Below are 26,809 nucleotides of genomic sequence, written 5' to 3'. Positions count from 1 at the left end.
GCGGGAAGGGCAGGGGATGCGCCGGCTTGCACTGGGCAGTGACCCGTTATTCGGGTTGACCCAACCGGTTCTCATCATCGATCAGGGTCAGCCGCGCCGAAGCACTCTCGCCCCAAGTCCAAAGGACGAGGTTCATATCGTCCGCCGTTGCGCCGGGGGCAAAGCTCCTGACGAGCAGACCTTGATAGCCAGCGGCGGCTAGCCGCCGGGCAAAGCGTTGGGTTCTCGCCTCGCCGGTCGCCTTCATCTGGTCGCGCCACGTTGGGTCGGCAATTGAAGCGGCATCCATCCCTTCCGCCTGCAGGGCATCTTCGTCGCGACTATTGAAGACCTTCTCTAACGCGGCGTCGTATGAGACGAGTGTCGTCGGTTGCAAATTGCCGACCTGATTGGCTTCGCGTAGCGCCGTCAGGACCGACAGGGATGTATAGAGCGCCGGCATTCCTTTCGGATTGAACCGACCGCCATAGAGTTCAGCTCCGCGGCCTGAGAGCGGTTGGCGCGCATAGATCGGGTTCAGCGCCCGGTAGAGCTTTCCTTCATAGCGCATCGAGCGGGACTATGCGTGAACGCCGGCGTCGATTGCGTCGATATAGTCGAGCACTTCATCGGCGCGTCCGTCGCGCACCAACTGCATGGCCGTCTGGCCAGAAAATCCGGGCAGTGGCTCGGAGCGATACCAGGCATAGGCCATCAGGGCCGAGCCGAAACGCGGTTCGACCTTGTTGACGACCTCGATCATTTCGCGCAAGCGCCGTTGCGTCTTATCAGAGCGGATCCGGTCCTTGCGCTGGATCGCATCCTTGCCGAGGCCGGCTGTACGAGCGATTTCCTCGCTGGTCGTGCGGAAGGCATCCGCGATCTTCCGTGGTGCGAACAACCCGTCATCCGCATATTGGGCGAGACCCATTTCTCTCACCTCCAATTCCAAATGCCAATTATTATGACGTAATATAGCGTCATAATTGCCGGCATTCAAGCTGATGGAGTGAGGCGGCGCATATTCCGGCGAGTTTTGCCTCGCATAATACTCGGGCGCGGCTGGAGTTCAGCCGCGCCCGAGTGGCCTTCTGTGCGGATCAGGCGATATCGAAACGATCCGCGTCCATCACCTTCGTCCAGGCGGCCACGAAGTCGCGCACGAACTTCTCTTGCGTGTCGCTCTGGCCATAGACTTCTGCAAGTGCCCGAAGCTGAGAGTTCGAACCGAATACGAGGTCGACGCGGGTGCCGGTCCACTTGATATCGTCCGTTCCGCGGTCGCGTCCCTCGAAGACATATTTCGAGTCCGCCGAAGCCTTCCATACCGTGCTCATGTCGAGCAGGTTGACGAAGAAATCGTTGGTGAGCGTTTCAGGACGCTTGGTGAAAACACCGTGCTGGGATTGTCCAGCATTGGCGTTCAACACGCGCAAGCCACCGACCAAGACAGTCATCTCCGGCGCGGTCAGCGTCAGAAGCTGCGCCTTGTCGATCAGCAACTCCTCGGGCGAAATGGAGTATTCGCCCTTCTGATAGTTGCGGAATCCGTCGGCGATCGGTTCCAGAACGGCAAAGGAGCTTACATCGGTCTGCTCCTGCGTCGCGTCGGTGCGGCCCGGCGTGAAGGGAACCTCGATGTCATGACCGGCGTTCTTGGCCGCCTTTTCGACGGCGGCTGCGCCACCAAGGACGATCAGGTCGGCGAGCGAGACCTTCTTGCCGCCCGACTGGCCGTCGTTAAACGCCCTCTGAATGCCTTCGAGCGTCTCGAGTACGGTCGCGAGCTGGGCCGGCTGATTGACCTCCCAATCCTTCTGCGGCGAAAGACGAATGCGCGCGCCGTTCGCTCCACCGCGCTTATCGGAACCGCGGAAGGTCGCGGCCGAAGCCCAGGCGGTCGAGACCAGTTGCGAGATGGACAGGCCCGATGCGAGGATCTTGTCTTTGAGGCCGGCGATGTCCTTCGCGTCGATCAGGGGATGATCGACGGCAGGAATGGGATCTTGCCAGATCAGCTCCTCGGCCGGAACTTCCGGACCGAGATAACGCACACGAGGGCCCATGTCACGGTGGGTCAGCTTGAACCACGCGCGGGCAAAGGCATCCGCAAACTGATCCGGATCTTCAAAGAAGCGGCGCGAGATCTTTTCGTAAGCCGGGTCGAAGCGCAAGGCAAGGTCGGTGGTCAGCATGGCGGGTGCATGACGCTTCGACTTATCGTGTGCGTCCGGGATCGTACCGGCACCAGCGCCGTGCTTCGGGGTCCACTGGTGTGCACCAGCCGGGCTCTTCGTCAGTTCCCATTCATAACCGAACAGGTTCCAGAAGAAGTTGTTGCTCCATTTCGTTGGCGTCGTGGTCCAGGTGACTTCCAGGCCGCTGCTGATCGTATGACCGCCTTTGCCCGTTTCGAAGCTGCTTTTCCAGCCGAAACCCTGTTCTTCGATGCCGGCACCTTCGGGCTCCGCACCGACATGGGCGGCGTCGCCGGCGCCGTGGGTCTTGCCGAAGGTATGTCCGCCTGCAATGAGTGCGACCGTCTCTTCGTCATTCATGGCCATGCGCGCGAAAGTCTCGCGGATGTCCTTGGCAGCGGCAAGCGGATCGGGATTGCCGTTCGGGCCTTCCGGATTGACGTAGATCAGGCCCATCTGCACCGCAGCAAGCGGGGTTTCGAGGTCCCGTTCACCAGAGTAGCGTTTATCGGCAAGCCATGTGTCTTCGGCGCCCCAGTAGACGTCTTCCTCCGGCTCCCAGACATCCGGACGGCCGCCGGCAAATCCGAAGGTTTTGAAGCCCATCGATTCCAGGGCAACGTTGCCGGTGAGGATCATCAGGTCGGCCCAGGAGATGCGGTTGCCGTATTTCTGCTTTATCGGCCAAAGCAGCCGGCGCGCCTTGTCGAGGTTGACGTTATCGGGCCAGCTGTTGAGCGGCGCAAAACGCTGCTGACCGGCTCCCGCGCCGCCGCGGCCGTCGCCGGTACGGTAGGTGCCGGCACTGTGCCAGGCCATGCGGATGAAAAGCGGACCGTAATGGCCAAAGTCGGCGGGCCACCAATCCTGCGAATCGGTCATCAGGGCATGGAGGTCCTGTTTGAGGGCGTTAAGGTCGAGCTTCTTGAACTCCTCGGCATAATTGAATGCCTGGCCAAGAGGATTCGACAGCGCGGTGTTCTGGTGGAGAATCTTCAGGTTCAACTGGTTCGGCCACCAGTCGCGGTTTGATCTGCCGCCATGGGCCGTGTGAGTGTGCACCACCGGACATTTACCGGCTGTATCGGCTTTCGTATCCATAATTATCTCCCTCGTGATTACCTGAATTGAGCCATCCAGAGAAAAGCTCAATCCTCTAAAAAGCGGTCCGGTTTCATGCCCAGCGATGATGAAGTACCAGACACGCGAAATGTCCTTGTTTCGGGCTTCCCTGCAAGCAAACCGTCCTGAAGCATAGAGCCTGGGAAGCACCGGTGTTCCGGACGGTCTGGACGTCAACGAGCTGCAGCTCTTCCGTGGCCATTTTACGGGCCAGACGTGACAATGGCTACACCTCATCGGCGCTTTGCGGACTATAGCCAAGCAGTTCCATTAATTTAAGTTGGATTTACTGATTGCGGCGATAAGGTAGAGTTATGACGAATTTGACGCTCAAGCAGCTTCGCTATTTCGAGGCATTGGCACGACAAGGTCACTTCGGGCGTGCGGCAGATGTCTGCGCGATCTCCCAGCCTGCCTTGTCGATGCAGATAAAGGAACTAGAAGAATCTCTAGGCACAGAGCTCTTCGAAAGAGGCGCTCGCCAGGTTCGGCTGACCAGTTTCGGGGAGGCGTTTGTACTGCGCGTCCGCGATATCCTTCGTTCGGTCGACGAACTTGCAGATATGGCACGTGCCTCGCAGAATCGGCTCGTGGGGCGGTTGCGCCTGGGTGTCATTCCGACGATCGCACCTTATCTGCTGCCGGCCATCATCGGCAATCTTACGCGCGTGCATGACGGGCTGGACATTCATGTCCGCGAGACACAGACCTCGAAGCTCGTACATGAGCTGGCAGAGGGCCGGCTTGATGCGGCAATCGTTGCACTACCGGTATCCGAACCCTCTTTGACCGAGGTCACGCTGTTTTCGGAAAATTTCGTGTTAGTTCGGCCGAGCGAGGATGAAGGCAAGCCGGTACCCAATCGCGAAGCGCTGCGCGAGATGAGGCTGCTTCTGCTGGAAGAGGGCCATTGTTTTCGCGATCAGGCCTTGTCGTTCTGCAATCTGTCTTCGGCAGTGCCGCGGGAGTTGATGGATGGCAGCTCTCTGTCCACGCTGGTCCAAATGGTCAGCGCCGGCATTGGTGTCACCCTGATCCCGGAAATGGCAGTAGCGGTGGAGACGCGTTCGGCGCCTGTGTCCATCGCCCATTTTCATAATGTTGAACCATCGCGAACGATCGGCATGATCTGGCGAAAGACCAGCCCCCTGACCAAACAGTTCCTCGAGATCTCCGAAGTCGTTCGCCAGTCAGCCGAGGCGATGCGCGAGCGGCACAAGTCGCTTTCGCGGCCGCACGATCCAGGATTGAGCACTCGCATGCTGCCCGTCGACAGCCGTACAGCCAATGACGCATCGCCAATCGGTTCATCCCAGTAATGACTGAGCGCATGAAGCTTTGCTTTGGCTCATATCAAACTTGAATTGTGATGTTCAGGGATCATCTACGCGTCGACATTGCGATGAAGCACGCGACGGTAATAAGCAGCGTGCCCATGAGCCGGGCTGGGTCTATGCAGTGGCCATGCCGCCAGAAAAATCGACACCGGTAAAAGCATTCAAGAACGATATTGCCGAACACTCTCGATTGTTTGCAACAAATGCGTGTGAAAATTAATGGTAGTATTTACAAAGTCTTGGCAGTTGAAGACAACTCTAAATCCATGTAGAATTTAATGTCTTAAAAATAGAGAAAGCGGTCCAATGAGCGGCCGATTTGTCAAATTCGCGGAAGTCCTCGGTATTTCTGCAGGATTATCTGTAACCTTTTCAGATCCGGCCTCGGCTGGCTGTTGGTCAGCTTTAAAAAGTCCGGAATGGCAGCAAGTCAGCTCAATAATTGCGAGTGCGAAACTGTGCGAGCAGATGCCTTCGGGGCCAAATCGCACTAGGAGGCTTGAAGTAACGGCCGTCGATTTCTGTACAGCTCCAAGTGGTGTTTCTGTCACCGCAAACGTGTCTCTCACTTGTGGATCGAGTTCGGATTCCTTCCTCCAGTTATCACCGCTGGACGGCAAGGTAGTGGCGACGGTGACACTGGATATCGGTGCATGCAAGGTAACGGATTCGGACATAAATATTAGCGGTCAGGCTGGCGAGATCTTATCCAAACTACCCCAGACACAGGAATTCCTGCGCACATGGGCACAAATTCGCCTTTCGAATTTGTGTGGAATGCAGTGATCCGCCGCTTCAAGAAGCGCAATCATCAGCGGGGCGCTATTTTTTCTTCAAAATGAGTTGCGCGATGGGTCTGCCATCGCACGCAAACGGCCGCGGCAATAGCGGGGAGGCACCTCCTCCCGAAATTGCTTGCTGGCGGTGGGTTGACGCTTAAGGTCGCACAAAACGGTATGCACCGCGGTCGCGTGCCTAGCCAGCGCTGCATCAAGCCGAGCAAATTGGAATCATCCGGCAAGGGGCGCGCGTGGCGCTTGAAAACACCGTCCATATGAATCACGACTTGATCAGCGGATCGACAATCGCCCGGCTGACCCGGATTGGACCGTAGAATGGAAGCGCGGATGTTCAGCACGTTCCCGCTCAAAAGACCTTCTCATCAGGGGAGTTTGTGCCGCCAAGCTTCGCGCCACGGTATATAACCCTTTTGAAATGCGCGGTTTTCGGGCCAACGGTCGCGCAAGTGAGTATTTCGTGATATACCGCTGACGTTACCGCCGCTGCTCGCTGCCCAAGGCGCCCGCCGAACGATTCCCCGATTCGAAGCCGCAATTGAACCTTGGAGGGACTGGAGAATGGCCAAAGGCATACGAATACTCGCTCCTGTCGGCTATCCCTGGGAATTCACTGGTCCACGGATACGAGACTACGAAACAATGCGACGGAAATTTATACCGTTCGACAGGCTTAGACGTGGGTGGGATGGCTTTACAATTTTTAATCCGATCGACGTTGTCAGATGTGATCTTATTCACGCGTTTAACAGAATCCCTCTGAATGGTCCGCCATACGTCATAGGCTTTGAATCGCACCTGCCTCGAACATTTTCCCCTGACGGAAAATACTACAAGTCCTACTTATACAAGAAACTCCTTTCCGAAAAATGCCGGCGTATCGTCGCCATCTCAAATTTTGCAAGGCAAAATTTCGTTGCGGGGTTGCATGCAGATCGATTGCCGGAACAGGAACGTGAGCTCCTCATTTCGAAGACAACAACCCGCTATCCCAACCTTCGCCTTGACACTTGGGCGCCTCCGAAGTTTCAGGGAGGTCCGGACGTATTGGAGTTGACGTTCGTCGGAAACCACTTCGGAAGGAAAGGAGGATGTGTTGCCGCGAGAATTGCGGAGCTTGCGCATGAAAACAAACTCCCTCTGCGGGTGAACATAGTATCAAAGCTTCAGATGGGGGGCGCCATATGGACCGACCCTGTCGACGGTAGAGTCCTGGAGCGCTTCGTTAAGATGCTCAAGCTGCCGAACGTCAGATACTATCCGACATTGCCAAACCGCGATGTCCTGGCGCTCTTCGACCGGAGCCACCTTTCTCTTCTAACAACCTTTTCAGACACCTTTGGCTTCAGCGTCATCGAATCCATGTCGAGAGGAACACCGGCCCTGTGTACTGCCCAAGGCGCACTACCGGAATTTGTCTCCGACAAGATCAACGGCCTCATGATCGCCCCAGCTTTAACGCCTGGACTATCGCACTGGGGTCCCGAAACCGAAGATAGAAAAACGCCAGAGTTCGAAAAATTGTATCTGGATGAAATAGAGCGGATGGCGATCGAAAGCGTTCGAAAAATTGAAGTGATCTTCAATGACTATCAAGGTTATGTGGCGATGCGCGCTGCCGCCAGGAACACGTGCAAACGATTGTTCGATGCGAGGGACGCCGCAGAATTCTGGAACGATATTTATCGAACCGCGCTGGCCTGCCCGGGGAAGTACTCAACGTTAGTCCCAGCGGGTGTTGAAAAGCGATAATAGTTGGATACACGGGACAAACATCCCTGCGATGGTTGTCCCCTTCGCCTTGCTCTCCCCGACCGAAGACCCTGCCATTCCTATTCGCTTTGGCGGAAGTTGCGGATACGGTCGAATAAGACGGCAAGCACGATCGAGCCGCCGATGAAGGTGCCCTGCCAGAAGGCATTGATGCCAAGCAGGCCGAGACTATTGCGGATCACTTCGATCAAGGCCGCACCGATCAGTGCGCCGAACGCCGTGCCGACACCTCCGGCAAGATTGGCGCCGCCGATAACAGTTGCGGCAATGACCTGCAGTTCCATCCCAGCGCCTATATTCGTGGTGACGGCACCGAGCCAGCCGGTTTGAATAATGCCAGCGACGCCGGCAGACAGAGCCGAAAGGATATAGACTGCAACCTTAATCTTTCGCACCGGAACGCCGGTCAGCGTTGCGGCATGCTCGTTGCCGCCGATGGCAAAGACGTAGCGGCCAAATCTGGTCCATCGCAGCACAAAGCCGGTCAGAAGCGCCAGCGTGACCATGTAAAGCACCGGGTTTGCAATGCCGAAGAGCCATGCGCCGCCACCAAGCGCAAGGAGCTTGTCGTGATCCGGCCCGAATTGAAAGACGACTGTGTTATTTGACGCGACCATCGCCAGGCTGCGGGCGACCGACAACATACCGAGCGTGACGACGAACGGCGGAAAGCCGAGATAGGCGATCAGCACTCCGTTGAAGGCGCCCACAATGAGAGCTGTGCCGATCGACGCCGCAATGCCCGTGCCAATCCCGTAACCGGCATGCATGACGACTGCGAGCACCATGCTGCAAAGGCAAAGCACGGAGCCGACAGACAGGTCGATACCACCGGTGATGATGACGAGCGTCATTCCAAGCGCGATGATCGCCACGAAGGTGACATTGCGGGTGATATTGTAGAGGTTGGTGCCTGTTGCGAACGAACTCGTAGCGAATGACAGGAAAATACAGGCAAGAATGACAGCAATAAGCACCCAGAATGTCTGGCTGCCGAATATTACAGCGAGCCAACTGCGCTGCTTGCGTGCGATCGTCTGATCAAGAGTAATTGCCATGGTCGACCTTCGCTTGCTTCAATATCGGTACGCGTGTTGATCATACTTGTTCGATCGCGCCGGTGATGAGCCCCGTGACTTCTTCGGGGGAACTTGCCCCGATCTGCTTGTCGGCAACTTTCCGTCCGCGCCGCATCACAATCACCCGGTCGGCCACGGAAAAGACATCCGGCATGCGATGACTGATCAAAATGACGGCGATGCCGCGATCTCGCAGTTGGCGGATCAAAGCCAGCACTTCAGCCACCTGGCGAACGGAAATCGCGGCGGTCGGTTCATCCATGAGCACGATCTTTGCTTCAGCCAGCATCGTGCGGGCGATCGCGACCGCCTGCCGCTGGCCGCCTGACATCTGCTTCACGAGGTCACGCGGACGCGTCTCAGACTTCAATTCCTTGAAGATCTCGCCGGCGCGCTTGTACATCGCTTTATAATCGAGGATCCGCAAGGGGCCGAGACCGAGCCGAAGCTCGCGCCCCAGGAAGACGTTTGCTGCAGCCGTCAGATTGTTGCAGAGAGCCAGATCCTGGTGGACGATCTCGATGCCGCGCTGGCGCGCTTCGACCGGCCTATGCAAGACGAGATCCTCCCCATCGAGGCTCATCGTGCCGTGGCTCGGCCGAAAGTTGCCGGCAATCATCTTGACCAGCGTCGATTTGCCGGCGCCGTTGTCGCCCATCAACCCGACGACCTCTCCCGCTTCCAACGAGAACGAAACGTCGTTTACCGCCTGGATGGCGCCGAAATGTTTTGAGATGTTGGCGAGCTCAAGAACTGCCACCGGCCCTCTAGCCTCCCAAAGCCGCAGGCTCGCCCTTTCCGAATATATTCGTTTCGATTTGAGCTGCGATTTTGCCCGCCGGTCTCCTCCCTGCGAGCATCAACAATATTTACTCAGAACCGCGCGAAATCGTCAATCGAATGTCACTAATTTACCGTCTTCCCTACAATTATTCGTTTGTAGTACAATTCCGTTGACGCGCGAAGGTATCCTTATATTAGCTGTTGCCGGAGGAGAGCATGTTAATCCTTGTCACCGGCGCAACGGGCAAGGTTGGGCAGCATTTTATTGCCGGAGTGCTTGGCGATCCGCGATTTTCAAAGGCGCGCATACGCGCGCTTTGCCATAATCGGTTGTGTCCTGAAACAGAGCGGGTCGAGGTCACACAAGGCTCGATTGCCGACCGGGAAACAGTCGCCAGGACGCTTACGGGTGTCACCCATGTCGTGCATCTCGCCACATGCAAGGAAAAGCCTGCCGATGTGATGGACGTGACGGTAAAGGGGCTTTTCTGGCTGCTCGAGGCTTTCCGCAACAGCCCCACGGCGCGTCAGTTCATCCTGATCGGCGGCGATGCCGGTATCGGTCATTTCTATTATCGTCACGAAGGACCCATTACCGAAGCCACACCGCATCGGGCTTATCCGGGATGCTATGCGCTTTCGAAGGTCCTGGAAGAAGTGATGCTGGAGCAATTCGGCATTCAATACGGTCTCAACGGCTGCTGCCTGCGCGCGCCTTGGATCATGGAAAAAGACGACTTCAGATTCTCGCTTTCATTCGGCGATGACGTATTCGGCGGACCCGACTGGAAGACGCTGGTCCCTCAGGCCAACGCCGAGCGCTATGCAAGGGACGGCACAGTACCGCTGCTACGCGACGCGGATGGACGCCCGCTGAAGCGCAATTTTGTCCATGTCGACGACCTTGTCTCAGCGATGCTTTCGGCCATCGACAATCCGCGCGCTAAGGGCCAGCTTTTCAATATCTGCATGGATCGCCCGGTCGACTATGGCGAAGTTGCCGCCTATCTCGCGCGTACCCGGGGTCTCGGTTCCATCGATATAGGCAGCCAGTTCCATTCGAACTGGATGGACAACAGCAAGGCTAAGTACCTGCTCAATTGGAGCCCCATCTACGATCTGGAAATGCTTATCGACTCGGCCTGGGGATACGAGCGTTCGGAAGGGGAAGCTCGCATCATCTGGTATCCGGGTTGATCACAGGGCGGGCAGTGGTGCCCGCCTTTTCAAAGGGGAGGAAGTCATGAGGAAGGCATTGTTGCTTACAGTCGCGGTATTGGCGCTAACGGCCGGGCAAGCCTTGGCGGCCAAGAAACAGCTTGTCATCGTCGTGAAGGGCTTGGACAACCCGTTCTTTGAGGCAATCAACCAGGGTTGCCAGAAGTGGAACAAGCAGAATGCGAACTCCGAATATGAGTGCTTCTACACCGGTCCGGCCTCGACATCCGATGAAGCCGGCGAAGCCCAGATCGTCCAGGACGTGCTCGGCAAGGCCGAAACTGCAGCGATCGCTATTTCGCCCTCGAACGCCAAATTGATCGCCCAGACCCTGAAAACGGCCAGCCCTAAGGTGCCGGTCATGACGCTCGATGCCGATCTTGCGGCCGAGGACGCAGCGCTGCGCAAAACCTATCTTGGGACGGACAACTATCTGATGGGTGCGCGCATTGGCGAATACATCAAGAAGGCCAAACCGAACGGTGGCAAGATTTGCACGATCGAAGGCAATCCCGGTGCCGACAACATTCTTCGTCGTGCCCAGGGGATGCGCGACACGCTAACAGGACAAAAAGGCCTTACTGCGCTGAAGGGTGAGGGCGGCTGGACGGAAGTCGCAGGTTGCCCAGTGTTCACCAATGACGACGGCGCCAAGGGCGTTCAAGCGATGACCGATATCCTGGCTGCAAATCCAAGCCTCGACGCTTTTGGCATTATGGGAGGCTGGCCGCTGTTCGGCGCTCCGCAACCGTATCGTGACCTGTTCAAGCCGATGGCGGACAAAATCGGCAAGAACGAGTTCGTGATCGGCGCTGCGGATACGATCGGCGACGAAGTGGCCATTGCAAAAGAAGGCTTGGTAACAGCCCTCGTCGGCCAACGGCCGTTTGAGATGGGCTATAAGGCGCCGTCCGTGATGATGGACCTGATCGCCGGTAAGCCGGTCCAGGATCCCGTCTTCACCGGACTTGACGAATGCACAAAGGATACCGTCGATACCTGCATTCAGAAGTAAAAAATCCAACCGAAGCATGCCGTATTCGCATGCTTCGGTTGACATCGCATGGTGTAGCGATCGTGACTGTCAGCTACGGCGAGGCTTAAACGTTTATGTGGTTTTGCCAGCTTCGGCACGCTTATGAGCATCGACCCAAGCCACGATGTCGAGTGGGATTGCCCGCATCGCATCGGTGCCGGGCAAGAAGTTTGGAGCATAGGGGCGGCTTCGAAAGGGGAGCCGCCGGATGTCAGGGGAACCACGTTAAATGCCGCTGCATGTTTGCTTTTCAGCGGAAGCGATGGCCGCCTCCTTGGCACAATATCCATCGTCGTCGCAGCGTGAAAGGGGACTGTGAGGCATCCTTGACCATTACTAATGACTTTTGAATTTTAGCACAAACTGATAGTATCGCGACCCGGGTCCTATACTACGAGGCTCAACATGCGGCGTGGCCTAATATCTGGTGTCTGTTTGGCATGCGCCGCGACCTTTCTTTTGGCGGGCTTTGTTCTTGCCGACGAAGATGACATGAGAACGGGTGAACGGCTTGCCGCGTTGTTGCGCGCCGGCCGGACTGTCATTTCGGGTTATCAAAAACTTATCAACGACGAATCCCTCGGAGAAAAGGACCTCACGGGTCAACGCGTCGTCAACGAAGCGCTACAGATCTTTGCCCAGCGCAAGGGCGATTCCATATCGGATCAAAATTACAATCCTTTCGACAAGCAATTGTTCGACGCGCAGGTCGCGGCGATAAAGGAAGTTGTCGACGAGCATCAAAGCATGATCGACATGAAGGGTGTGGGTTTCAAGGGATTCATTCCCTCGACTTTCGCTCGGTTGGTCAATGAACGTTTCGGGGAAAAGGTCGGCGACAAGGCGAAGATGAAGGTGACGGCGCCGGAGGAGTTGATCCGCAATCGCAAGGCGCGCCCGGATGAGTGGGAACAGCATGTCATAGAGAGCAATTTTCTATCTCCCGATTGGCCGAAAGGCAAACCCTTTACCGAGGAGGTTGAGGTGAACGGCCGTCAATCTTTTCGCATGCTAATCCCTGAATACTACTCGGCATCCTGCCTGACGTGTCACGGCGGACCTAAAGGCGAGGTTGATGTAACAGGTTACCCGAAGGAGGGTAAAGCTGAAGGCGAGTTAGCCGGTGCGATCAGCATTACGCTGTTTAAATGAGCGCCTTTGTCCCCATTCCAATGCGGATCGGCCGCTTGACCGATCGAAAGATTCCGCTTCGCCTTATCTGTCTTTCGGCCGCGCTTTTGGTCGCGTTGCTCCTCAGCGTCGCCTTCATGGCGCATGATCTTCGTGAAAATCAGCGGCGTGTTGAGGAGGCGAATGCACGTTTTCATATGTTCGACGATGCTGCCAAGGCGCATCGTCATTTTGGCGAGGTTCGCTATTGGTTAACGGATCTATCCGTCAGCCTTTTGACGCTTTCGGAACGGCGCGCGCAAGAAGCCCGCAAAGCGCTCGGACAAGACCTCGTTCGCATCAAGGTCTTCGCACCCGATGAAGCCAACACGATCCAAAAGGGTTCGGATGCCTATTTTGAAAAAGCAATGCAGGCCGTTGATGCCTACACAAACGACAACAGGGTCATAGGAAACACGCGACTGGCGGCTGCCAGAAACTATAGCGACCAAATCGATTCCGTGCTCATGTCGCTCGAGCAGCGTCTCGAGAACGAAGCCGATCTGGCTCGTGACGCGGCCGATGCGACGGCGCGCAACACCTATATCCGTGCGCTGATCGCAGTTGGAGTAACGACGCTCGCCTGCATTCTGATGACCTGGCTGGTGCTACGCTCCATCCTCCTGCCGCTTGGCCGGATCGACAAAGCGATGACCCAACTGACGAGAGGACAGGAGGACGTCGAACTGCCGCCAGAAGGCAGCGATGAATTCGGAAAACTTTCAAAGACGCTGCGGTTGCTGCGTGACAGTCAGGCCGAGCGTCGCGAGCTTGAAGCAGCCGCCGAGCGCCAGCGCAACACCGTGATGACGGCGATCGAAACCATCCCCGATGGCTTTGCGTTCTTTGACGCGAATGATCGGCTGGTTCTGGTCAACCAACGCTATCTTCAACTGTTTCCCGGCACGGCGGACCTCATGACGCCGGGAAGAGCCTTTGAAGAAATCGTTCGTGCGCAGGCAGAACGCGGCACGACCGACATTGGAAGCGGCGGCATTGAAAATTGGATCGCTGAAGCCATGCAGCGTCACCGCGAGCCTCGCGGCATGATCGAGCGACAATTCGCCAATGGAACATGGTTGCGCATTGCCAAGCGAAAGACGCCGGAGGGCGGCACCGTGGCGGTCTACACGGATATATCGGATCTGAAGAACCGACAGGCAGAGCTGGAAGAGGCGAAGCGTGGCGCGGAGGTCGCCAGTGAAGAGAAGAGCCGTTTCCTCGCCTCCATGAGCCACGAGCTGCGCACTCCTTTGAATGCGATCATCGGATATAGCGAAATGCTCATCGAGGATGCCAGCGATCTTGGACAAGCCGAGTTTATCGCGGATCTCAATAAAATCATGGGCTCGGGGCGCCACCTCCTCGCGCTTATCAATGACGTTCTCGATCTCTCCAAGATCGAGGCGGGCAAGATGGAGCTTTACGTTGAGCGCCTCAGTCTAAGACAGCTCCTTGCCGATGTTCAAAATACCGTCGCTCCGCTGATCGCCAAAAAGGGCAATCGCCTGCTGGTGAGCGCCTCCGTGGAGCAGGACCAGATCGAGACCGATAAGACGAAGTTGCGGCAGAACCTATTCAATCTTCTCTCGAATGCCGCCAAATTTACCGAGAACGGCGAGATCAAGCTGTCGGTGCGGCGCTATGAGGATGAGGTGGGCGAGTGGCTCGAATTTGCCGTCAGTGACAGCGGCATCGGCATGACGAAGGAGCAGCAGAAAAAGCTATTCCATGCATTCGTACAGGTGGATTCGTCGACGACGCGGAATTACGGCGGGACCGGCCTTGGTCTGACCATCACCCAGCATTTCGTCAAGATGATGGGCGGCACGATTACGGTCGATAGTGAGTTCGGAAAGGGTTCGACCTTTCGTTTCACAATCCCTGCGATCACCAGAACAGATATTGTCCGGCAAGATGCACCGCAAAGCGATGCCGTTGAAGATGCGGGCGCGCGCCCAACGGTTCTCGTGGTCGATGATGAGGCGCGGGCTCGCAAATTCGTCTCCGACGCCGTTCGCGGTGCAGGTTTTGCCGTGATCGAGGCGACGGGCGGGGAAGAAGGCTTGGCAAAAATCCGCAAATTGCATCCGGACGCCATCGTTCTTGACGTGATCATGCCTGGTCAAGACGGTTGGTCCGTCCTGCGCGAAATCAAGTCGGACGAGGCTATCTGCGATATTCCCGTCATCCTCGCGACAGTTGTGGCCGATCGCGAGATGGGCCTGGCGTTCGGTGCCGTTGACCATTTGATCAAGCCGATTAATCCCCAACAACTCATCGATACTCTGAACGCAGTTGCCGGTGAAGCACGGCATGATGTGCTTATCGTCGACGACGATCCTGCAACGCGCGATCTTTTTCGCCGGGTCCTCGTCCGCGAGGGTTGGAGGGTTCGCGAGGCGGCTGACGGTCACCATGGTCTCAAGCAACTTGAAGCCGGACGGCCGACGATTATGGTTCTCGACCTGATGATGCCGAACATGGATGGTTTCACGTTCCTTCAGGTGATCAAGGACCGGAACGACTTGGCAGATATTCCCGTCGTTATCGTCACGTCGAAAGACTTGACGCGGGAAGAGCTCGATTGGTTGGGTGTTCGGGCCAAGGAAATCGTCAGAAAGGGAACCAAAGGTCGCACCGATCTGATTGCAGCTTTAAAGCGGCATCTTCCGCAAAAGGAAGAGGCTTGAGGAGAGAGGTTGGCATGGTCAAAATTCTTCTCGTCGAGGACAATGAGATGAACCGCGATATGCTCTCCCGCCGCTTGGAGAAACGCGGTTACGAAGTTGTCAGCGCAACCGATGGGCTCGCCGGTGTCGAGGCTGCTGTGACTGCGCGACCGGACTTGGTTTTGATGGATATGAGCCTTCCTGTCATTGACGGCTGGGAAGCAACAAAGCGGATCAAAAAAAATCCCCTTACCGCTGCCATACCTGTGATCGCACTTACTGCCCATGCGATGGCCGGCGACCGGGAAAAGGCAATCGAGGCAGGTTGTGACGATTACGATACCAAACCGATCGAACTGCCGGGTCTGCTCGACAAGATCGCGCGTCTGACCGGAGGGTAGCGATCATGGCTCAAACTCGGGGCATCGGGCATCGTATGTATATCGCCAAAATTGCCCAAAACATCGTGGATCCGGCCCAGGCCATTCTGGGGTATCAGGAACTGATCACGGAGGAGGTGCGTGAAGCGGGACCCCGTGATGCTTTGCCGGACGTTGAAAGGATATTGAGCGCCGCCCGGGAGCTGAATGCATTGATCAAGCGGCTTCTCGACGTTGAAACGCCGGAGATTGGGAACGCCCCCTCGCTCGATAAACTTTTGCGACACGATCTTAGAACGCCCATGAATGCCATTCTCGGTTATTCCGAGATGTTGATCGAGGACTTCGCCGATACCTTGCCGACGCGTCTGCTGGAGGATGTGTCGAAGGTCATTCGTGAAAGCCGCAATTTGCTTGCGCAGATTGACGAAACTCTTGATGGATCGTCCCGCGATGCGGATCAGGAATTTCAGCCGACATTCGACGGAACGATTGCCGCCGATCTGGCCAAGACAATGGCGACGCATGCTTCGCCCTTAACGGAGCGCGCAGGGCGTATCCTTGTCGTCGACGACACCGCGTCAAATCGCGATCTCTTGTCCAGACGCCTCTGCCGCGATGGACACACCGTCGTTGCGGCAAGCTCCGGCGACGAGGCGCTTCGTATCTTCGGTCAGCAGGAATTCGATCTCGTGTTAGCCGATGTCCTGATGCCCGACATGAACGGCATAGAGCTTTTAGGCCAGCTTAAAGCGAACCGCCAGTTTCGCGAGATCCCGGTCGTGATGATTTCTGGCCTGAAGGATGATGACGCCGTTGCCCGGTGCATTGAAGCTGGGGCGGAGGACTATCTTCGCAAACCGATCAATTCCGTCCTGCTTAAAGCGCGCATTGCCGCCTGCCTTGAGCGTCGTCGTTGGCGAACGCGGGAGAACCAATATCTGGCGCAGATAGAATTCGAGAAGGAGCGGGCAAATGCTTTACTTCATGCAATTCTTCCCACACAGGTCGTGCAGCGGCTTGCGAACGGAGAGGAAATGATCGCCGATCGCATCGATATGGCGACTATTATCTTCGCCGACATCGTCAATTTCACGGAATTTGCAGCACGAACGCCGGCGGCAGCACTCGTCCGGAGACTAGGAGACTTGTTTAGTCGTTTCGACACGCTTGCGGATCAATATGGTATCGAAAAAATCAAGACGATCGGTGATGCTTATATGGCGGCCTCTGGATTACCGGACTCCCGCGTGGATCACGCTGAGGCGGGCGTTGCCTTCGCCCAGGCAATGCTGGCTGAAATGCCTAAAGACGCGGATGATGGATCAGCACTCACCTTGCGGATCGGCATCCATAGCGGGCCAGTCGTAGCCGGACTAATTGGACGGAAACGTTTTGTCTATGATGTTTGGGGACATACGGTCAACGTTGCCAGTCGAATGGAGTCGTGCGGCGTACCGGGTCACATTCAGATATCGCAAACGACCTACGATGCACTTGGCGAGGGACGCCCGCCCGCCCGCCGGGAAATCATGCATATTCGCGGCATCGGGAGATACACAACTTACCTCTTGGAATAACCTGCGAGGCGCGGAAGCGGACTCCGCTGCGGCTCGCATCGTATGTGGGAGATGGTCTTTCCATCGGAAGAGACCTTCCAGCCTTCCTTCATTGGCGATGAATAGAAGACTTCTCGTTTTGCCATGAAGCTCACATCCTCTTTATATTGCGCCACGCTAAAGTACTGTGTCGACTATTGTCGATCGAGGCGTGACAGAAGAGAGCGAATCTGCTCCTTCCTAATCAGAATGTTTCGGAAGGTGCTAATATGGATCGAGCAGAAAACGACCTGCGTTTGATCGCCGTAATGCGGCGCTATTTCGCTGTGAAGGATGAGCTTGCAGGTTTGAAGTCCGCGCTTGAGGACAAACGAAAAGCAGCCGGAATTGCGGTCGGCGAATTTTATCACGTCCGCGCCGAAACCGAACATGCCGACGATGTCAGTCGGACCGTCACGCTTAGACGAGAGATGGAGTTTCTGATGAGCCTCGCCGAAGGCTGGTCGAGGGGAGACATCATTCTTCTCGGCTTATCGACCGATTGATCCCGCAATCGCCAAGTACCAGAAGGCAAAACCGGTCCGGCGCCATTCAGCATTGCCCTGATGCTGGCAGTGCCAAGCGCGGATCAAAGCAAGGATGCGGTTTGCGAGACTAATGCGGTCGGCCAGGGGAGGTGTGAGAGGAAGAGGAGGGAAGGGGAGTTGTGACGGATTGAGAGGTTTGGAGAGAGTTTTCGGCCGGTCCGTTACGGAGAAACGACATGGCACAGGGCATCCAGAAACTTACCCTCAGTGCAGCCCGCGACATTCCCTTCAATAAGCTGGTGCTCAGCCAGCAGAACGTACGCAAGATCAATGCGGGCGTGTCGATCGAGGATCTTGCGGGAGATATTGCCCACCGCGGTCTGTTGACAAGCCTTAACGTCCGTCCCGAACTCGATGCCGACGGCAAGCAGACGGGCATTTACCGCATCCCTGCCGGCGGGCGCCGCTATCGTGCCCTTGAGCGGCTCGTGTCGCAGAAGCGGCTCACTAAGACCGCTAGCGTTCCGTGCATCGTCAGCCGCGGTGACACACTTGAGGTCCAGGATTCGCTTGCCGAAAACGTCCAAAGCGTCAGCCTTCATCCGCTCGACCAATTCCGCGCCTTTCAGGCGCTGCGGGCGCAGGGGCTCGGAGAGAAGAGATCGCCGCACGCTTCTTCATTTCGCTCGCCACGGTGAAACAGCGCCTACGGCTCGCGTCGGTCTCGCCGCGGCTTCTTGATTTCTATGCCGAAGACGAAATCACGCTTGAGCAGGTGATGGCGTTTTCGATCACCAACGATCATGTCCGCCAGGAGCAGGTCTGGGATACGATCTCCCGGTCCCACAGCCGCGAGCCATACTACATCCGCCGCTTGCTAACCGAAACCGCGATCCGTGCCAGCGACCGTCGTGCTGTCTATGCCGGCGTCGACATTTACAAGGCTGCCGGCGGCGTGGTGATGCGCGATCTGTTTCGCGCTCGACGAGGTTAGCCGGCAGGCGCTGTTTGCGCATTGCGCTTCGCTATCGGTCAACGCGGTGATTGAGCCCTGGAACAACCGGACCCGGGCGGTCGCACATGCCGATCAACCGGCCCGATCGATCGGTTTCGGAATGGTCCAAGCTGGCTGGACACCGACCACTGACAACTACCTTGGCCGCGTCACGAAGGTCCGCATCCTGCAAGCGGTCCGCGAGGCGAAAGGCGATCAGTCAGCGGAACTGATCGGCCATCTCAAGAAGGCCGACATGGCTCGCGAAGCCGAACGGTTGATGATCGGTACCGGCTGGCTGCCTGAGCCGCTTCGGCTCATCACGGATGGCGCCTCGACCGATGAGACGATTGTCGAAGCCGTTGAGCTTGCCGACAGCAAGACACACGAGGCAATGGCTCCCGATCTACAGGCTTTCCTGGCCGAAGATGCCGATGATGCCTCCAGGCCTGCCGATGAGAACCAGCATCTCGATGCAGCAGCATAGTTTTGTCAGTCCTGGCCGACGGCCGGCTTCGATAAAGACACCGGGCCGCATCCGTTATTAGGCGAGTGCAGTGCCCGATTTTACGATCGAAACGACCCGTCACTAACGTTTCTTGTAGCATGTACCTATTCCGCCGAGACGTTGGACGCGGCCTGCCGCACAGCTATCGACGATGAAAACTGGGAGGCCGGCGCCTCCATCGAGGGTTATCCATTCAGCCCTTGATTTCCCTCAACCAGCCCGGCCGTCGCGCCGGGCTCTTGCTTTTAAGGAGATAGTCATATGAACACCGCCACCAACACCCGGCCCATAGCTGCCGGTTTCAAAGTCGATATTTCCCGCGGCGAGCGGGTCGGCCGAGTTTCATCGGAATGGTTTTCTCGCCCGGACGACGAACGGTTCCTGTCGCTGACGGATCTCTACGATACTGTCCGCTCCCGAGCCGACCGGGCTCAGGCGCGAACAATCGAGAGTGCGGCAATCCGCGTCGAGGCCACGCGCGACAACGCTGACCGGCTCGAGCTCCTTGTTCCCGGCCAGCGCCAGGCGTTCGCGCCGACCCATTGGAGCTATGGCCAGCTCTGCAGCCTGGTCGGCGCGCCCGCTACCTATATGCGCCAGCTGCCGGCGCCACTTGCCGCCATCAACCTTCAGCACGGCCTGCTTAATCATCGTGCCGAGCTGGTGAAGACGCTCGAGATGGATGATGGACGGCTCGAACTTAGGGCCGTCACCGGACCTGAATACGGCCGCATCTGGGACCATGAACTTGTCTCGGCGGTAATGAAGATTGCCGGTAATGGCACCGGCGATACGATGTGGAAGGTGCCTGGCGTGCTCGATTGGGCGACCATGACACACAATCCCTTCGTCGACATCACCAAAGACACGACGACGCTCTATGCCTCGGATCGTGACGTTTTCCTGTTTCTGGTCGACGACACCCACCCGATCGAAGCCGGGCGGCTGCCAAACGGAGAGCCGGATCTTTATTTCCGCGGCTTTTATGCCTGGAACTCGGAAGTCGGGTCGAAAACGCTCGGCATAGCCTCCTTCTACCTGCGCGCCGTTTGCGCCAATCGCAATCTTTGGGGCGCGGAAAACTTTGAGGAGATCACCATTCGACATTCGAAGTTCGCCGCTGAGCGTTTCGCGCACGAAGCAGCGCCTGCATTGACCAGCTTTGCCAATTCCTCGCCGGCGCCGTTCGTGGCCGGCATCAAGGCGGCGCGCGAGCGGATCGTCGCCCGCAAGGACGAAGATCGCGAAACTTTCCTGCGTCGCCGCGGCTTCTCGAAAGGTGAAACCGGCAAGGTGATCGAGATGGTCTTGTCCGAAGAGGGACGACCGCCGGAATCGGTCTTCGATTTCGTCCAGGGCATCACCGCCCTGGCACGCACTAAGACCAACCAGGATACGCGCCTGGAGTTCGAAGGCAAGGCGAAGAAGCTGCTGGAAAGCGCCTCCTGACTGAATGCAGCCGTCGAATTGTGTCTCCCAACTCCCATCCCGTTATCCCACTGCGCCCAGCTGGGGCAAGGGCATTGTCAAACCGTTTGGCGATAATGGCGGCTGTTCGATCTGCGCTGGCAGCCAAATCTGAGGGTGGGTCCAGCGTGATATAGCTGTGGCCCGCCTTGTCCATCTCCGGCATCAGCGTGATCTTGTCAGCACGGCGCGGCCAACGATCGGAACCACTGGCGTATCCGAAAGGGCGTGCCCAAAGTTCCAAGAACCGCTTGTACAATGCTCGTCCGGGTTTCCCAGAAAATTGGGACCATCGATCATGACAATTGGGAGTCCAAGATTTGTTGATTGGAACTGAATGGCGTGAACTTCGAGAACCGAGAGCCGCTTCGATGTGCGCTGCCGGCTGCTGACGTGGTCGGCCCGCGCCCGGCCTCGAAGACTATCGGAGAGTAAGAGAGGGGCTGGAAAGGTTGATTTGACCGGCTGTGAGGGCGCCCGGTCAGGCCGGAGCTTTCCTCGCTCTCGAACAATGTTCTCCATGACGCGGCGACCCGCGCGATTGTTTTCACCCGGGCCAGCCGAGGGGACCGCGTCCTCGATGCCGCCAGTACGCCGCTTCCTTTTCTTGACTATCGCAGGCCCGTCCGCTCAGGCACGGGGATCGCCACCCATTCCAGAGCGCCGCACTCGCCCCTCGCGATGCTGGCGAACTGGCAAGGCTCATGCCGACCCGCAGCCGGCGGTCGGACGAGAACCAGGCGCTGCAGCACCTTTCTACCCTGCTCCGCGACTGGCTGAAAACCATCGGACTTTTCTCCGAAATCATTGCCAGGCAAAACGGCTCTTTTTGCCAATGTCGCATGAGGGGCCGGCGATATTCGAGAGGCTGACGCTGCGTCATCGTTCGCTCGAGCTTTCAAGCCCAGATTGAAGGAGGTCTAACATGTCAGCATCCGAACTGGCTGCCCGTCTCGCGCGCCATGCCGAGGCAGTGTGCCGCCACTATCTTTCGGCCGGGCGGCGATATGGCAACTACTGGATCGTCGGCGATACGGCAAACAGCAAAGGCCGTTCGCTCTATGTTCATCTAGCCGGCCCACGGGCTGGCCGCTGGACCGATGCGGCAACCGGTCAATACGGCGATCTCCTTGATCTTGTCCGTGAGAGCTGCGGCCTGATCGATTTTTGCGATGTCGCGAGCGAGGCCCGGCAGTTCCTGACCCTACCGAAAACCGGGAGCGCGTCGGAATATCGATCAATCGGAGCCCCAGGCCGCTCGAATCGCCCGGCAGCCGAACGGGCACGACGGTTGTTTGCGATGGGCCAGCCGCTGAGCGACACACTCGCTGACAAATATCTGCGACGACGCGGGATACTGCGCGGGTCGGACCACGCCGCACTCCGCTTTCACCCGTCCTGCTACTACCGCGATCTGCTGACGGGCGATACTAGACGCTATCCCGCGCTGATTGCCGCTGTCACAGATCCGAGCGGCGCGATCACCGGAGTGCATCGGACCTGGCTCGATCCGAGCGGTGACGGCAAGGCAAAGGTCGAGACTCCGAGGCGGGCATTGGGCAGCCTGCTCGGCAATGCGGTGCGCTTCAATGTGCCGGTGGATGCGCCGGTGAAGGTGATGGCAGCGGGTGAGGGGCTTGAGACCATGCTATCTCTATCGTATGTCATCCCGGGAATGCCGATTGCCGCTGCGCTCACCGCCAACCACCTTGCCGCCTTTAAAGCGCCGGTAAGCTGCTTACGCCTCTATATCGCTGCGGACGCGGATGATGCTGGCCGCCACGGAAGCGAGAGATTAAGTCAGGCTGCTCGATCACTCGGCATTCTGCCGCTTTTGCTCACCCCTGAACTGGGCGATTTCAACGACGATCTTCGCTCTCTAGAACTGGACCGAGTGACCGTAAATCTTCGTCGGCAGCTTTGTCCGGAAGACGTCGCCGCGTTCCTGCCCGCTGCGTGAAGCGGCGGGCCAGCGCTGCGAAGTGGCGCTTAGGACAGGTCTGGAGCGAACGGGCCTTCTCGATCTCCATGTTTGTCCGCGCCTGCAGGCCTGCCGAGAGGCGACCCATACCACGCGGTGCCCGACCTTCAGCGGCTCGGTTGGGTTTCTTCCCCGCAGCGGCTCTGCCGCAGCTCCTCGCGGACCAAGAAACCCGCCCTCCGCCGCCCGGCGCTTTGCTGGGCCGCGGCGCGATCCGCCGCGGTTCCGGTCCGCTCCCCGCGTGGACGGGGATCGCCGTCAGGCCGCGAAAGGCGCGGCTCACAAAACCGATGGAGATCCTAATGGACCTGTTTTCGACCCTCGACGAAAGCCCCGAGCCGCAGCACGCATCCTCACCAACCGACCGCTTCATCTACGAGATGCAGATCTACGGGCATCGTCCTTTCCAGGACGAGCCAGATCCTCGGCCGCTCCCCGAAGAGCCGGTCGTCCAGGCCTCGTTGACCGCGATCTTCGACGCCCTGTTCGAGATGCTCGGCGACACGCGACTCGAACCCGATCTCGAGGACCTCCTCTGGTCGGCTGTTAATCTCTTCCATCGTGCCGGCGAGCGCATCCAGCGCGAGCTCGACCGCAATGAGGAGGCACAGCGTACCGGCCAGCGCGAACAGGACGGCTCCGAAGTCAAAAGCGTCGAACTCGAGCGTCTGATTGCCGAAGGCATCACGATGCTGGAACGCCGCAACAGTTTCGAGTTCATGCGCGACTTCGCCGCCGATCTCTTCGAAGCGCAAACCGGTTCTACCTGGCGACCGCGTACCGGCTCAAAAGTCAGCCACGTGAATATGACCGCGGCGATAATCGATAGTCGCGACTTCCTCTCTGCTCGGCGGCGCGCCGAGACCGAAGTGCTGATCCCGGCAGGCACCAAGATCGCTTTTGCAGGTGGGATGGATTACAACGATCACGATCGTATCTGGGCGAAGCTCGATCAAGCGCATGCCAAGCATCCCGACATGGTCCTGCTTCACGGTGGCTCGCCGAAGGGCGCCGAGCGCATCGCCGCCTGCTGGGCAGATGCCCGAAAGGTGACACAGATCTCCTTCAAGCCGAATTGGACCAAACATGCCAAGGCTGCTCCGTTCCGCCGCAACGACGAGATGCTGTCTGTCGTACCGGCCGGTCTGATCGTCTTCCCGGGCAATGGCATTACCGGCAATCTCGCCGACAAGGCGCGCCGGCTCGGCATTCCGGTCTGGCAGGCAGACGGCAACTAGGCCGCCTTGTCCGAACGATCCTATGAACCGGCCGCCGCGCAGTGGGCCGGTTTTTCATTTCACCTTGAGAGTGGCACAATTCGGCGGTGTCGACTATATTGGCAGCATGGCTCAGGAACACGACATTTCGAGCAAGGTGGAACAGACGGTCGAAAGGCTTCTCCGCGACCGTCTGGAAACGAGCGGCTTTGAAGGCGCGGATATCCGATCCGACCGCGATCTCGAGGGCGATCCGATTCTGGTTGTTGACGTAAAGTACCGCTTTGTCGACCGGCCAATTAGCTCGAAAGTGACCTTCGGCTTGACGACCGAGCTCCGGAAAGCCTTGATGGCTCTCGGGGAAAGTCGATTTCCGCAGGTTCGTCATCACTTCAACGAACAACAAAAGATCGCAAGCTGATCCGTGTCGAACGATTTAATCGCCACGGCACGCCGGCTTGCGAAAGCCAGCCCCAAGCGTCCACGCCAATCCGACCTGAAGCGCGGTGTCAGCACCGCTTACTATGCGCTTTTTCACTGCCTGGCGCGTGAGTGCGCAGATCTTCTGGTTGGAGCCGGTGACAGCCGCAGTGATGCTGCCTGGGTTCAAATGTATCGCGCGCTCGAGCACGGTATCTCCAGAAATGCCTGCAAGGTTACCGCAACGAAGAGTTTCCCGAACGGCATTCTGTCCGTCGCTGACACCTTCGTTGCCATGCAGGAAGAGCGTCATCGGGCGGACTACGATCCGCTCGCCCGGTTCGCGCGGCCCGATGTCCTCGTCCTGATCGACAACTGCGAACAAGCCATCAAGGACCTGCTGGCGGCGCCCCGATCCGATCGGAAGGCCTTTGCGGTCTGGGTACTGTTTCAGAGGAAGCGGTAAGCTCCAGCCGGAACCGACGCCGGACAATCGCCTAATAGTGCTCTTTGATGCGGCTTTGTCTTCGGCTGACGTTCTGCCTTTCGCCCGTCGCCGCAGACGGGTGTTCACGGTTGACCTGCTAAAACAGTCTCAGGACGGCGAGCGCCATTGAGGCGATCGGGCTTCGGAGCAAGCCGTTTACACGAGGGGAACCGCGCAAGCCGTCGGTTGTCCGGATGCCTCAAGAGACGGTAACGGCTCCCGGTGGCTGCATCAGCGTGCGGTCAAGCCTCAAGGCCTTTCTCCGTCGGTCGCTTCAAAACCATTCCCGTTCTCTATGTCGCCTTTCTAAGGGACCGGCCGCAATCAGCGTCAACCCGCAAGGGGTTCCCCTGCGCTGACGCTCCGGTGACGCCTGCGGCTCGGCCCCTTCTTCGGGCGCCATCGGGAATGGTCCCGAGCAACCGAAGGAGAATTACCATGGCTACCACGATCGCAACCCTGACGCAGAAGACCGACGGCAGTCTCGAAGGCGTCTTCGCCACCATCCGGGTCAATGCCCCGATCGCCATCATCCCCAATGCCAACAAGGCAAGCGAAGAAGCACCGGATTACCGCATCATCCACCGCAAGACCGGCTTCGAAATCGGCGCGGCGTGGGCCCGCATCGCCCGCCAGACCGGCGAAGAATATCTCTCCGTCAAGCTCGAAGCGCCCGAGATCGGCGTCATCTTCGGCAATCTCGCACCGGCTCCCGGCGGCGAAGCCAATCGCAAGGTCATCCTGTGGAACAACCCGGCCTGAGCGAGATGGCCGGTCCCGAAAGGGATCGGCCTCTCCCATCCACATAATCCGAGGAGATGGCGATGAGCCGCTATACGATCATTGTCACCAGAACCGCATCCCGCCATGCCGATCCCGATGCTGTCATCGGATACGACCGCCCGCTGCAGAGGTTCTTTCTCCAGGCTTTCGCGGATAGCGAGGGTGAGAACCTGGCGCTCTGGCTCGGTACTGATATCCGGGCGTTCGAAACCCTGTCCGATCTCCGCGCAACCGCGATCGCTCTGGGTTATGACTTCGTTCCGATCGCATCTGGCATCCTATGCCGGCTGCTCAATGACTATGGCCGAGAGGCGATCTGCCCGGTGCCTGATAGCATTATCCAGGATTTGCAGCCTCAAACGCTGTGACCGGCGCTTGTTGAACAAAACTCGAAAACCCGACCTCTGCTGGAGGCCGGGCTTTCCTTTTGTTCGTCCCGTTGGACTTACTTGTTCAGTGCATCCTTCAGTGCCTTAGCCGACGTGAAGGCCAGCTTCTTCGCCGCGGCGACCTTGATCGTTGCGCCGGTCGCGGGATTGCGCGCTTCCCGCTCCGGCGTGTCCTTGACCTTGAACTTGCCGAAGCCGGGCAGCGAGGTTTCGTTTCCGGCGACGGCAGCCTCGGTGATCGAGGCGATCACAGCCTCGACGATTGCCTTACCTTGCGCCTTGGTCAGGCTGTGCTCAGTAGCGATCTTGTCGGCGATTTCATTTGTGGTGGTCATGTTAGTCTCCGCATTATGATGGATACGGAATCCGTGACAGGCGATTTTCGTCCTGTCATCGGTTGAAGAGCGAGTTGAGCGCCCAAAACGCTGGATTTCCACAGCTTCTCGTCGGCTAAGGCGCCCCGGTGAAACGAGGGCTGAAGACTCTCGGCGAACTCATCGTCGGCGTAGAACAGATCGGCCACTGATGTCAGCGGTTTTCTTCGACCTCGAGTTCCTTGAGCCTCTTCGACGCTTGACGCGCTCCAGCCGCCCATATGCCGCTTCCGCTGCCTGAGGCTCATCATAGGTCTCGATCTTTCCCTGCCCGTTCGTGCCGATCCGGCCCCAATGGCGTACCACCCCCGCCGAATAAGTTCGGCTGGATCGCGAGCGTGTAGAAGCGCCGCATGTTCTGAGCGGGATCGCTTCGGCAAAGGTGAAGCTCACCTATTTCTTCGTGTGACATGGAACGGATTCTCGCCTCCATGCGAGGCGCCGTCCAACGACAGTTTTGAATCAATTGGCATTTGCGGATTCATGACGGTGATGGATCATGTGCGGATTGCTGATATGGGTGCGTCGCGCTTATCACTGCGGCCAAAAGCAACTGGAA

24 protein-coding genes and 1 pseudogene are annotated in these 26,809 nt (G+C 57.9%); 18 read left to right on the top strand and 7 right to left on the bottom strand.

The features are described from left to right. Window positions 1-46: 46 nt before the first annotated feature. The 3 genes from NXC24_RS31000 to katG all read right to left on the bottom strand — a co-directional run bounded on the left by NXC24_RS31000 (window position 47) and on the right by katG (window position 3,278). Complete coding sequence (locus tag NXC24_RS31000; RefSeq protein WP_104827137.1) at window positions 47-550, bottom strand: RES domain-containing protein; 504 nt, start codon at window positions 548-550, stop codon at window positions 47-49. Between the two features lie 9 nt (window positions 551-559). Continuing rightward, window positions 560-910: an MbcA/ParS/Xre antitoxin family protein gene (locus NXC24_RS30995; protein WP_104827136.1), complete on the bottom strand. Its 351-nt coding sequence runs from the start codon at window positions 908-910 to the stop codon at window positions 560-562. Window positions 911-1,079: 169 nt separating this feature from the next. Further along, a complete protein-coding gene (gene katG, locus NXC24_RS30990; protein ID WP_104827135.1) occupies window positions 1,080-3,278 on the bottom strand; it encodes a catalase/peroxidase HPI in 2,199 nt (732 codons plus the stop codon). A gap of 335 nt (window positions 3,279-3,613) precedes the next feature. Between katG and NXC24_RS30985 the strand changes: the two genes are divergently transcribed. The 3 genes from NXC24_RS30985 to NXC24_RS30980 all read left to right on the top strand — a co-directional run bounded on the left by NXC24_RS30985 (window position 3,614) and on the right by NXC24_RS30980 (window position 7,185). Further along, the gene (locus NXC24_RS30985; protein WP_104827134.1) at window positions 3,614-4,618 is read left to right on the top strand and encodes a hydrogen peroxide-inducible genes activator; all 1,005 of its coding nucleotides are present in this window, start codon (window positions 3,614-3,616) and stop codon (window positions 4,616-4,618) included. A 324-nt stretch (window positions 4,619-4,942) separates the two neighbouring features. Further along, window positions 4,943-5,422, top strand: coding sequence for a hypothetical protein (locus NXC24_RS35340; RefSeq protein WP_158704589.1), 480 nt, complete (start codon window positions 4,943-4,945; stop codon window positions 5,420-5,422). 572 nt (window positions 5,423-5,994) lie between these two features. Next, window positions 5,995-7,185 (top strand): glycosyltransferase family 4 protein, encoded by a 1,191-nt coding sequence (locus NXC24_RS30980; protein ID WP_104827133.1) that lies wholly within the window; start codon window positions 5,995-5,997, stop codon window positions 7,183-7,185. A gap of 80 nt (window positions 7,186-7,265) precedes the next feature. On the opposite strand, the gene NXC24_RS30975 is transcribed toward NXC24_RS30980, so the two are convergent. Together NXC24_RS30975 and NXC24_RS30970 are read right to left on the bottom strand one after the other, a co-directional pair. Continuing rightward, window positions 7,266-8,264, bottom strand: coding sequence for an ABC transporter permease (locus NXC24_RS30975; RefSeq protein WP_104827132.1), 999 nt, complete (start codon window positions 8,262-8,264; stop codon window positions 7,266-7,268). Between the two features lie 40 nt (window positions 8,265-8,304). Next, complete coding sequence (locus NXC24_RS30970) at window positions 8,305-9,045, bottom strand: ATP-binding cassette domain-containing protein (protein WP_245464091.1); 741 nt, start codon at window positions 9,043-9,045, stop codon at window positions 8,305-8,307. Window positions 9,046-9,284: 239 nt separating this feature from the next. Here NXC24_RS30970 and NXC24_RS30965 point away from each other — a divergent pair, with 239 nt between their 5' ends. The 15 genes and pseudogenes from NXC24_RS30965 (at window position 9,285) to NXC24_RS30895 (ending at window position 25,855) form a co-directional block, all read left to right on the top strand. After that, window positions 9,285-10,265 carry an NAD(P)-dependent oxidoreductase gene (locus NXC24_RS30965; protein WP_104827130.1) on the top strand — a complete coding sequence of 327 codons (981 nt, stop codon included), beginning with the start codon at window positions 9,285-9,287 and terminating at the stop codon, window positions 10,263-10,265. 46 nt (window positions 10,266-10,311) lie between these two features. Then, complete coding sequence (locus NXC24_RS30960) at window positions 10,312-11,301, top strand: substrate-binding domain-containing protein (RefSeq protein ID WP_104827129.1); 990 nt, start codon at window positions 10,312-10,314, stop codon at window positions 11,299-11,301. A 426-nt stretch (window positions 11,302-11,727) separates the two neighbouring features. Beyond that, a complete protein-coding gene (locus tag NXC24_RS30955; RefSeq protein ID WP_104827128.1) occupies window positions 11,728-12,474 on the top strand; it encodes a DUF3365 domain-containing protein in 747 nt (248 codons plus the stop codon). Between the two features lie 35 nt (window positions 12,475-12,509). Next, entirely contained in the window at window positions 12,510-15,185 is a 2,676-nt protein-coding gene (locus NXC24_RS30950) for a response regulator (protein ID WP_158704588.1), read from the top strand. Between the two features lie 14 nt (window positions 15,186-15,199). After that, window positions 15,200-15,565, top strand: a complete 366-nt coding sequence (locus tag NXC24_RS30945) for a response regulator (protein WP_104827126.1) — start codon at window positions 15,200-15,202, stop codon at window positions 15,563-15,565. Between the two features lie 5 nt (window positions 15,566-15,570). Next, window positions 15,571-17,124 carry an adenylate/guanylate cyclase domain-containing protein gene (locus NXC24_RS30940; RefSeq protein WP_104827125.1) on the top strand — a complete coding sequence of 518 codons (1,554 nt, stop codon included), beginning with the start codon at window positions 15,571-15,573 and terminating at the stop codon, window positions 17,122-17,124. Window positions 17,125-17,372: 248 nt separating this feature from the next. Next, the gene (locus NXC24_RS30935) at window positions 17,373-17,648 is read left to right on the top strand and encodes a hypothetical protein (protein WP_104827124.1); all 276 of its coding nucleotides are present in this window, start codon (window positions 17,373-17,375) and stop codon (window positions 17,646-17,648) included. Between the two features lie 218 nt (window positions 17,649-17,866). Next, a pseudogene (locus tag NXC24_RS30930) lies at window positions 17,867-19,111 on the top strand (ParB/RepB/Spo0J family partition protein). A 282-nt stretch (window positions 19,112-19,393) separates the two neighbouring features. Continuing rightward, window positions 19,394-20,581 carry a DUF932 domain-containing protein gene (locus NXC24_RS30925; protein ID WP_104827123.1) on the top strand — a complete coding sequence of 396 codons (1,188 nt, stop codon included), beginning with the start codon at window positions 19,394-19,396 and terminating at the stop codon, window positions 20,579-20,581. Window positions 20,582-21,524: 943 nt separating this feature from the next. Further along, window positions 21,525-22,559, top strand: a complete 1,035-nt coding sequence (locus NXC24_RS30920; RefSeq protein WP_104827122.1) for a toprim domain-containing protein — start codon at window positions 21,525-21,527, stop codon at window positions 22,557-22,559. A gap of 323 nt (window positions 22,560-22,882) precedes the next feature. Further along, window positions 22,883-23,818, top strand: coding sequence for a DUF2493 domain-containing protein (locus tag NXC24_RS30915; RefSeq protein WP_104827121.1), 936 nt, complete (start codon window positions 22,883-22,885; stop codon window positions 23,816-23,818). Between the two features lie 22 nt (window positions 23,819-23,840). After that, window positions 23,841-24,218, top strand: coding sequence for a hypothetical protein (locus NXC24_RS30910; protein WP_104827120.1), 378 nt, complete (start codon window positions 23,841-23,843; stop codon window positions 24,216-24,218). 3 nt (window positions 24,219-24,221) lie between these two features. After that, window positions 24,222-24,683: a hypothetical protein gene (locus NXC24_RS30905; protein ID WP_104827119.1), complete on the top strand. Its 462-nt coding sequence runs from the start codon at window positions 24,222-24,224 to the stop codon at window positions 24,681-24,683. Between the two features lie 459 nt (window positions 24,684-25,142). After that, window positions 25,143-25,466, top strand: coding sequence for a DUF736 family protein (locus NXC24_RS30900; RefSeq protein ID WP_104827118.1), 324 nt, complete (start codon window positions 25,143-25,145; stop codon window positions 25,464-25,466). A 62-nt stretch (window positions 25,467-25,528) separates the two neighbouring features. Beyond that, on the top strand, window positions 25,529-25,855 hold the full coding sequence (locus tag NXC24_RS30895) for a hypothetical protein (RefSeq protein ID WP_104827117.1): 327 nt from the start codon (window positions 25,529-25,531) through the stop codon (window positions 25,853-25,855). A 77-nt stretch (window positions 25,856-25,932) separates the two neighbouring features. On the opposite strand, the gene NXC24_RS30890 is transcribed toward NXC24_RS30895, so the two are convergent. Together NXC24_RS30890 and NXC24_RS36315 are read right to left on the bottom strand one after the other, a co-directional pair. Then, a complete protein-coding gene (locus NXC24_RS30890) occupies window positions 25,933-26,211 on the bottom strand; it encodes an HU family DNA-binding protein (RefSeq protein ID WP_104827116.1) in 279 nt (92 codons plus the stop codon). Between the two features lie 159 nt (window positions 26,212-26,370). Next, entirely contained in the window at window positions 26,371-26,556 is a 186-nt protein-coding gene (locus tag NXC24_RS36315; RefSeq protein WP_348632781.1) for a WGR domain-containing protein, read from the bottom strand. Window positions 26,557-26,809: the final 253 nt, after the last annotated feature.

Origin of the sequence: Rhizobium sp. NXC24 (assembly GCF_002944315.1) — a bacterium.
Classification (GTDB): Bacteria; Pseudomonadota; Alphaproteobacteria; order Rhizobiales; family Rhizobiaceae; genus Rhizobium.
This window is presented reverse-complemented; position numbering and strand designations above follow the sequence as displayed.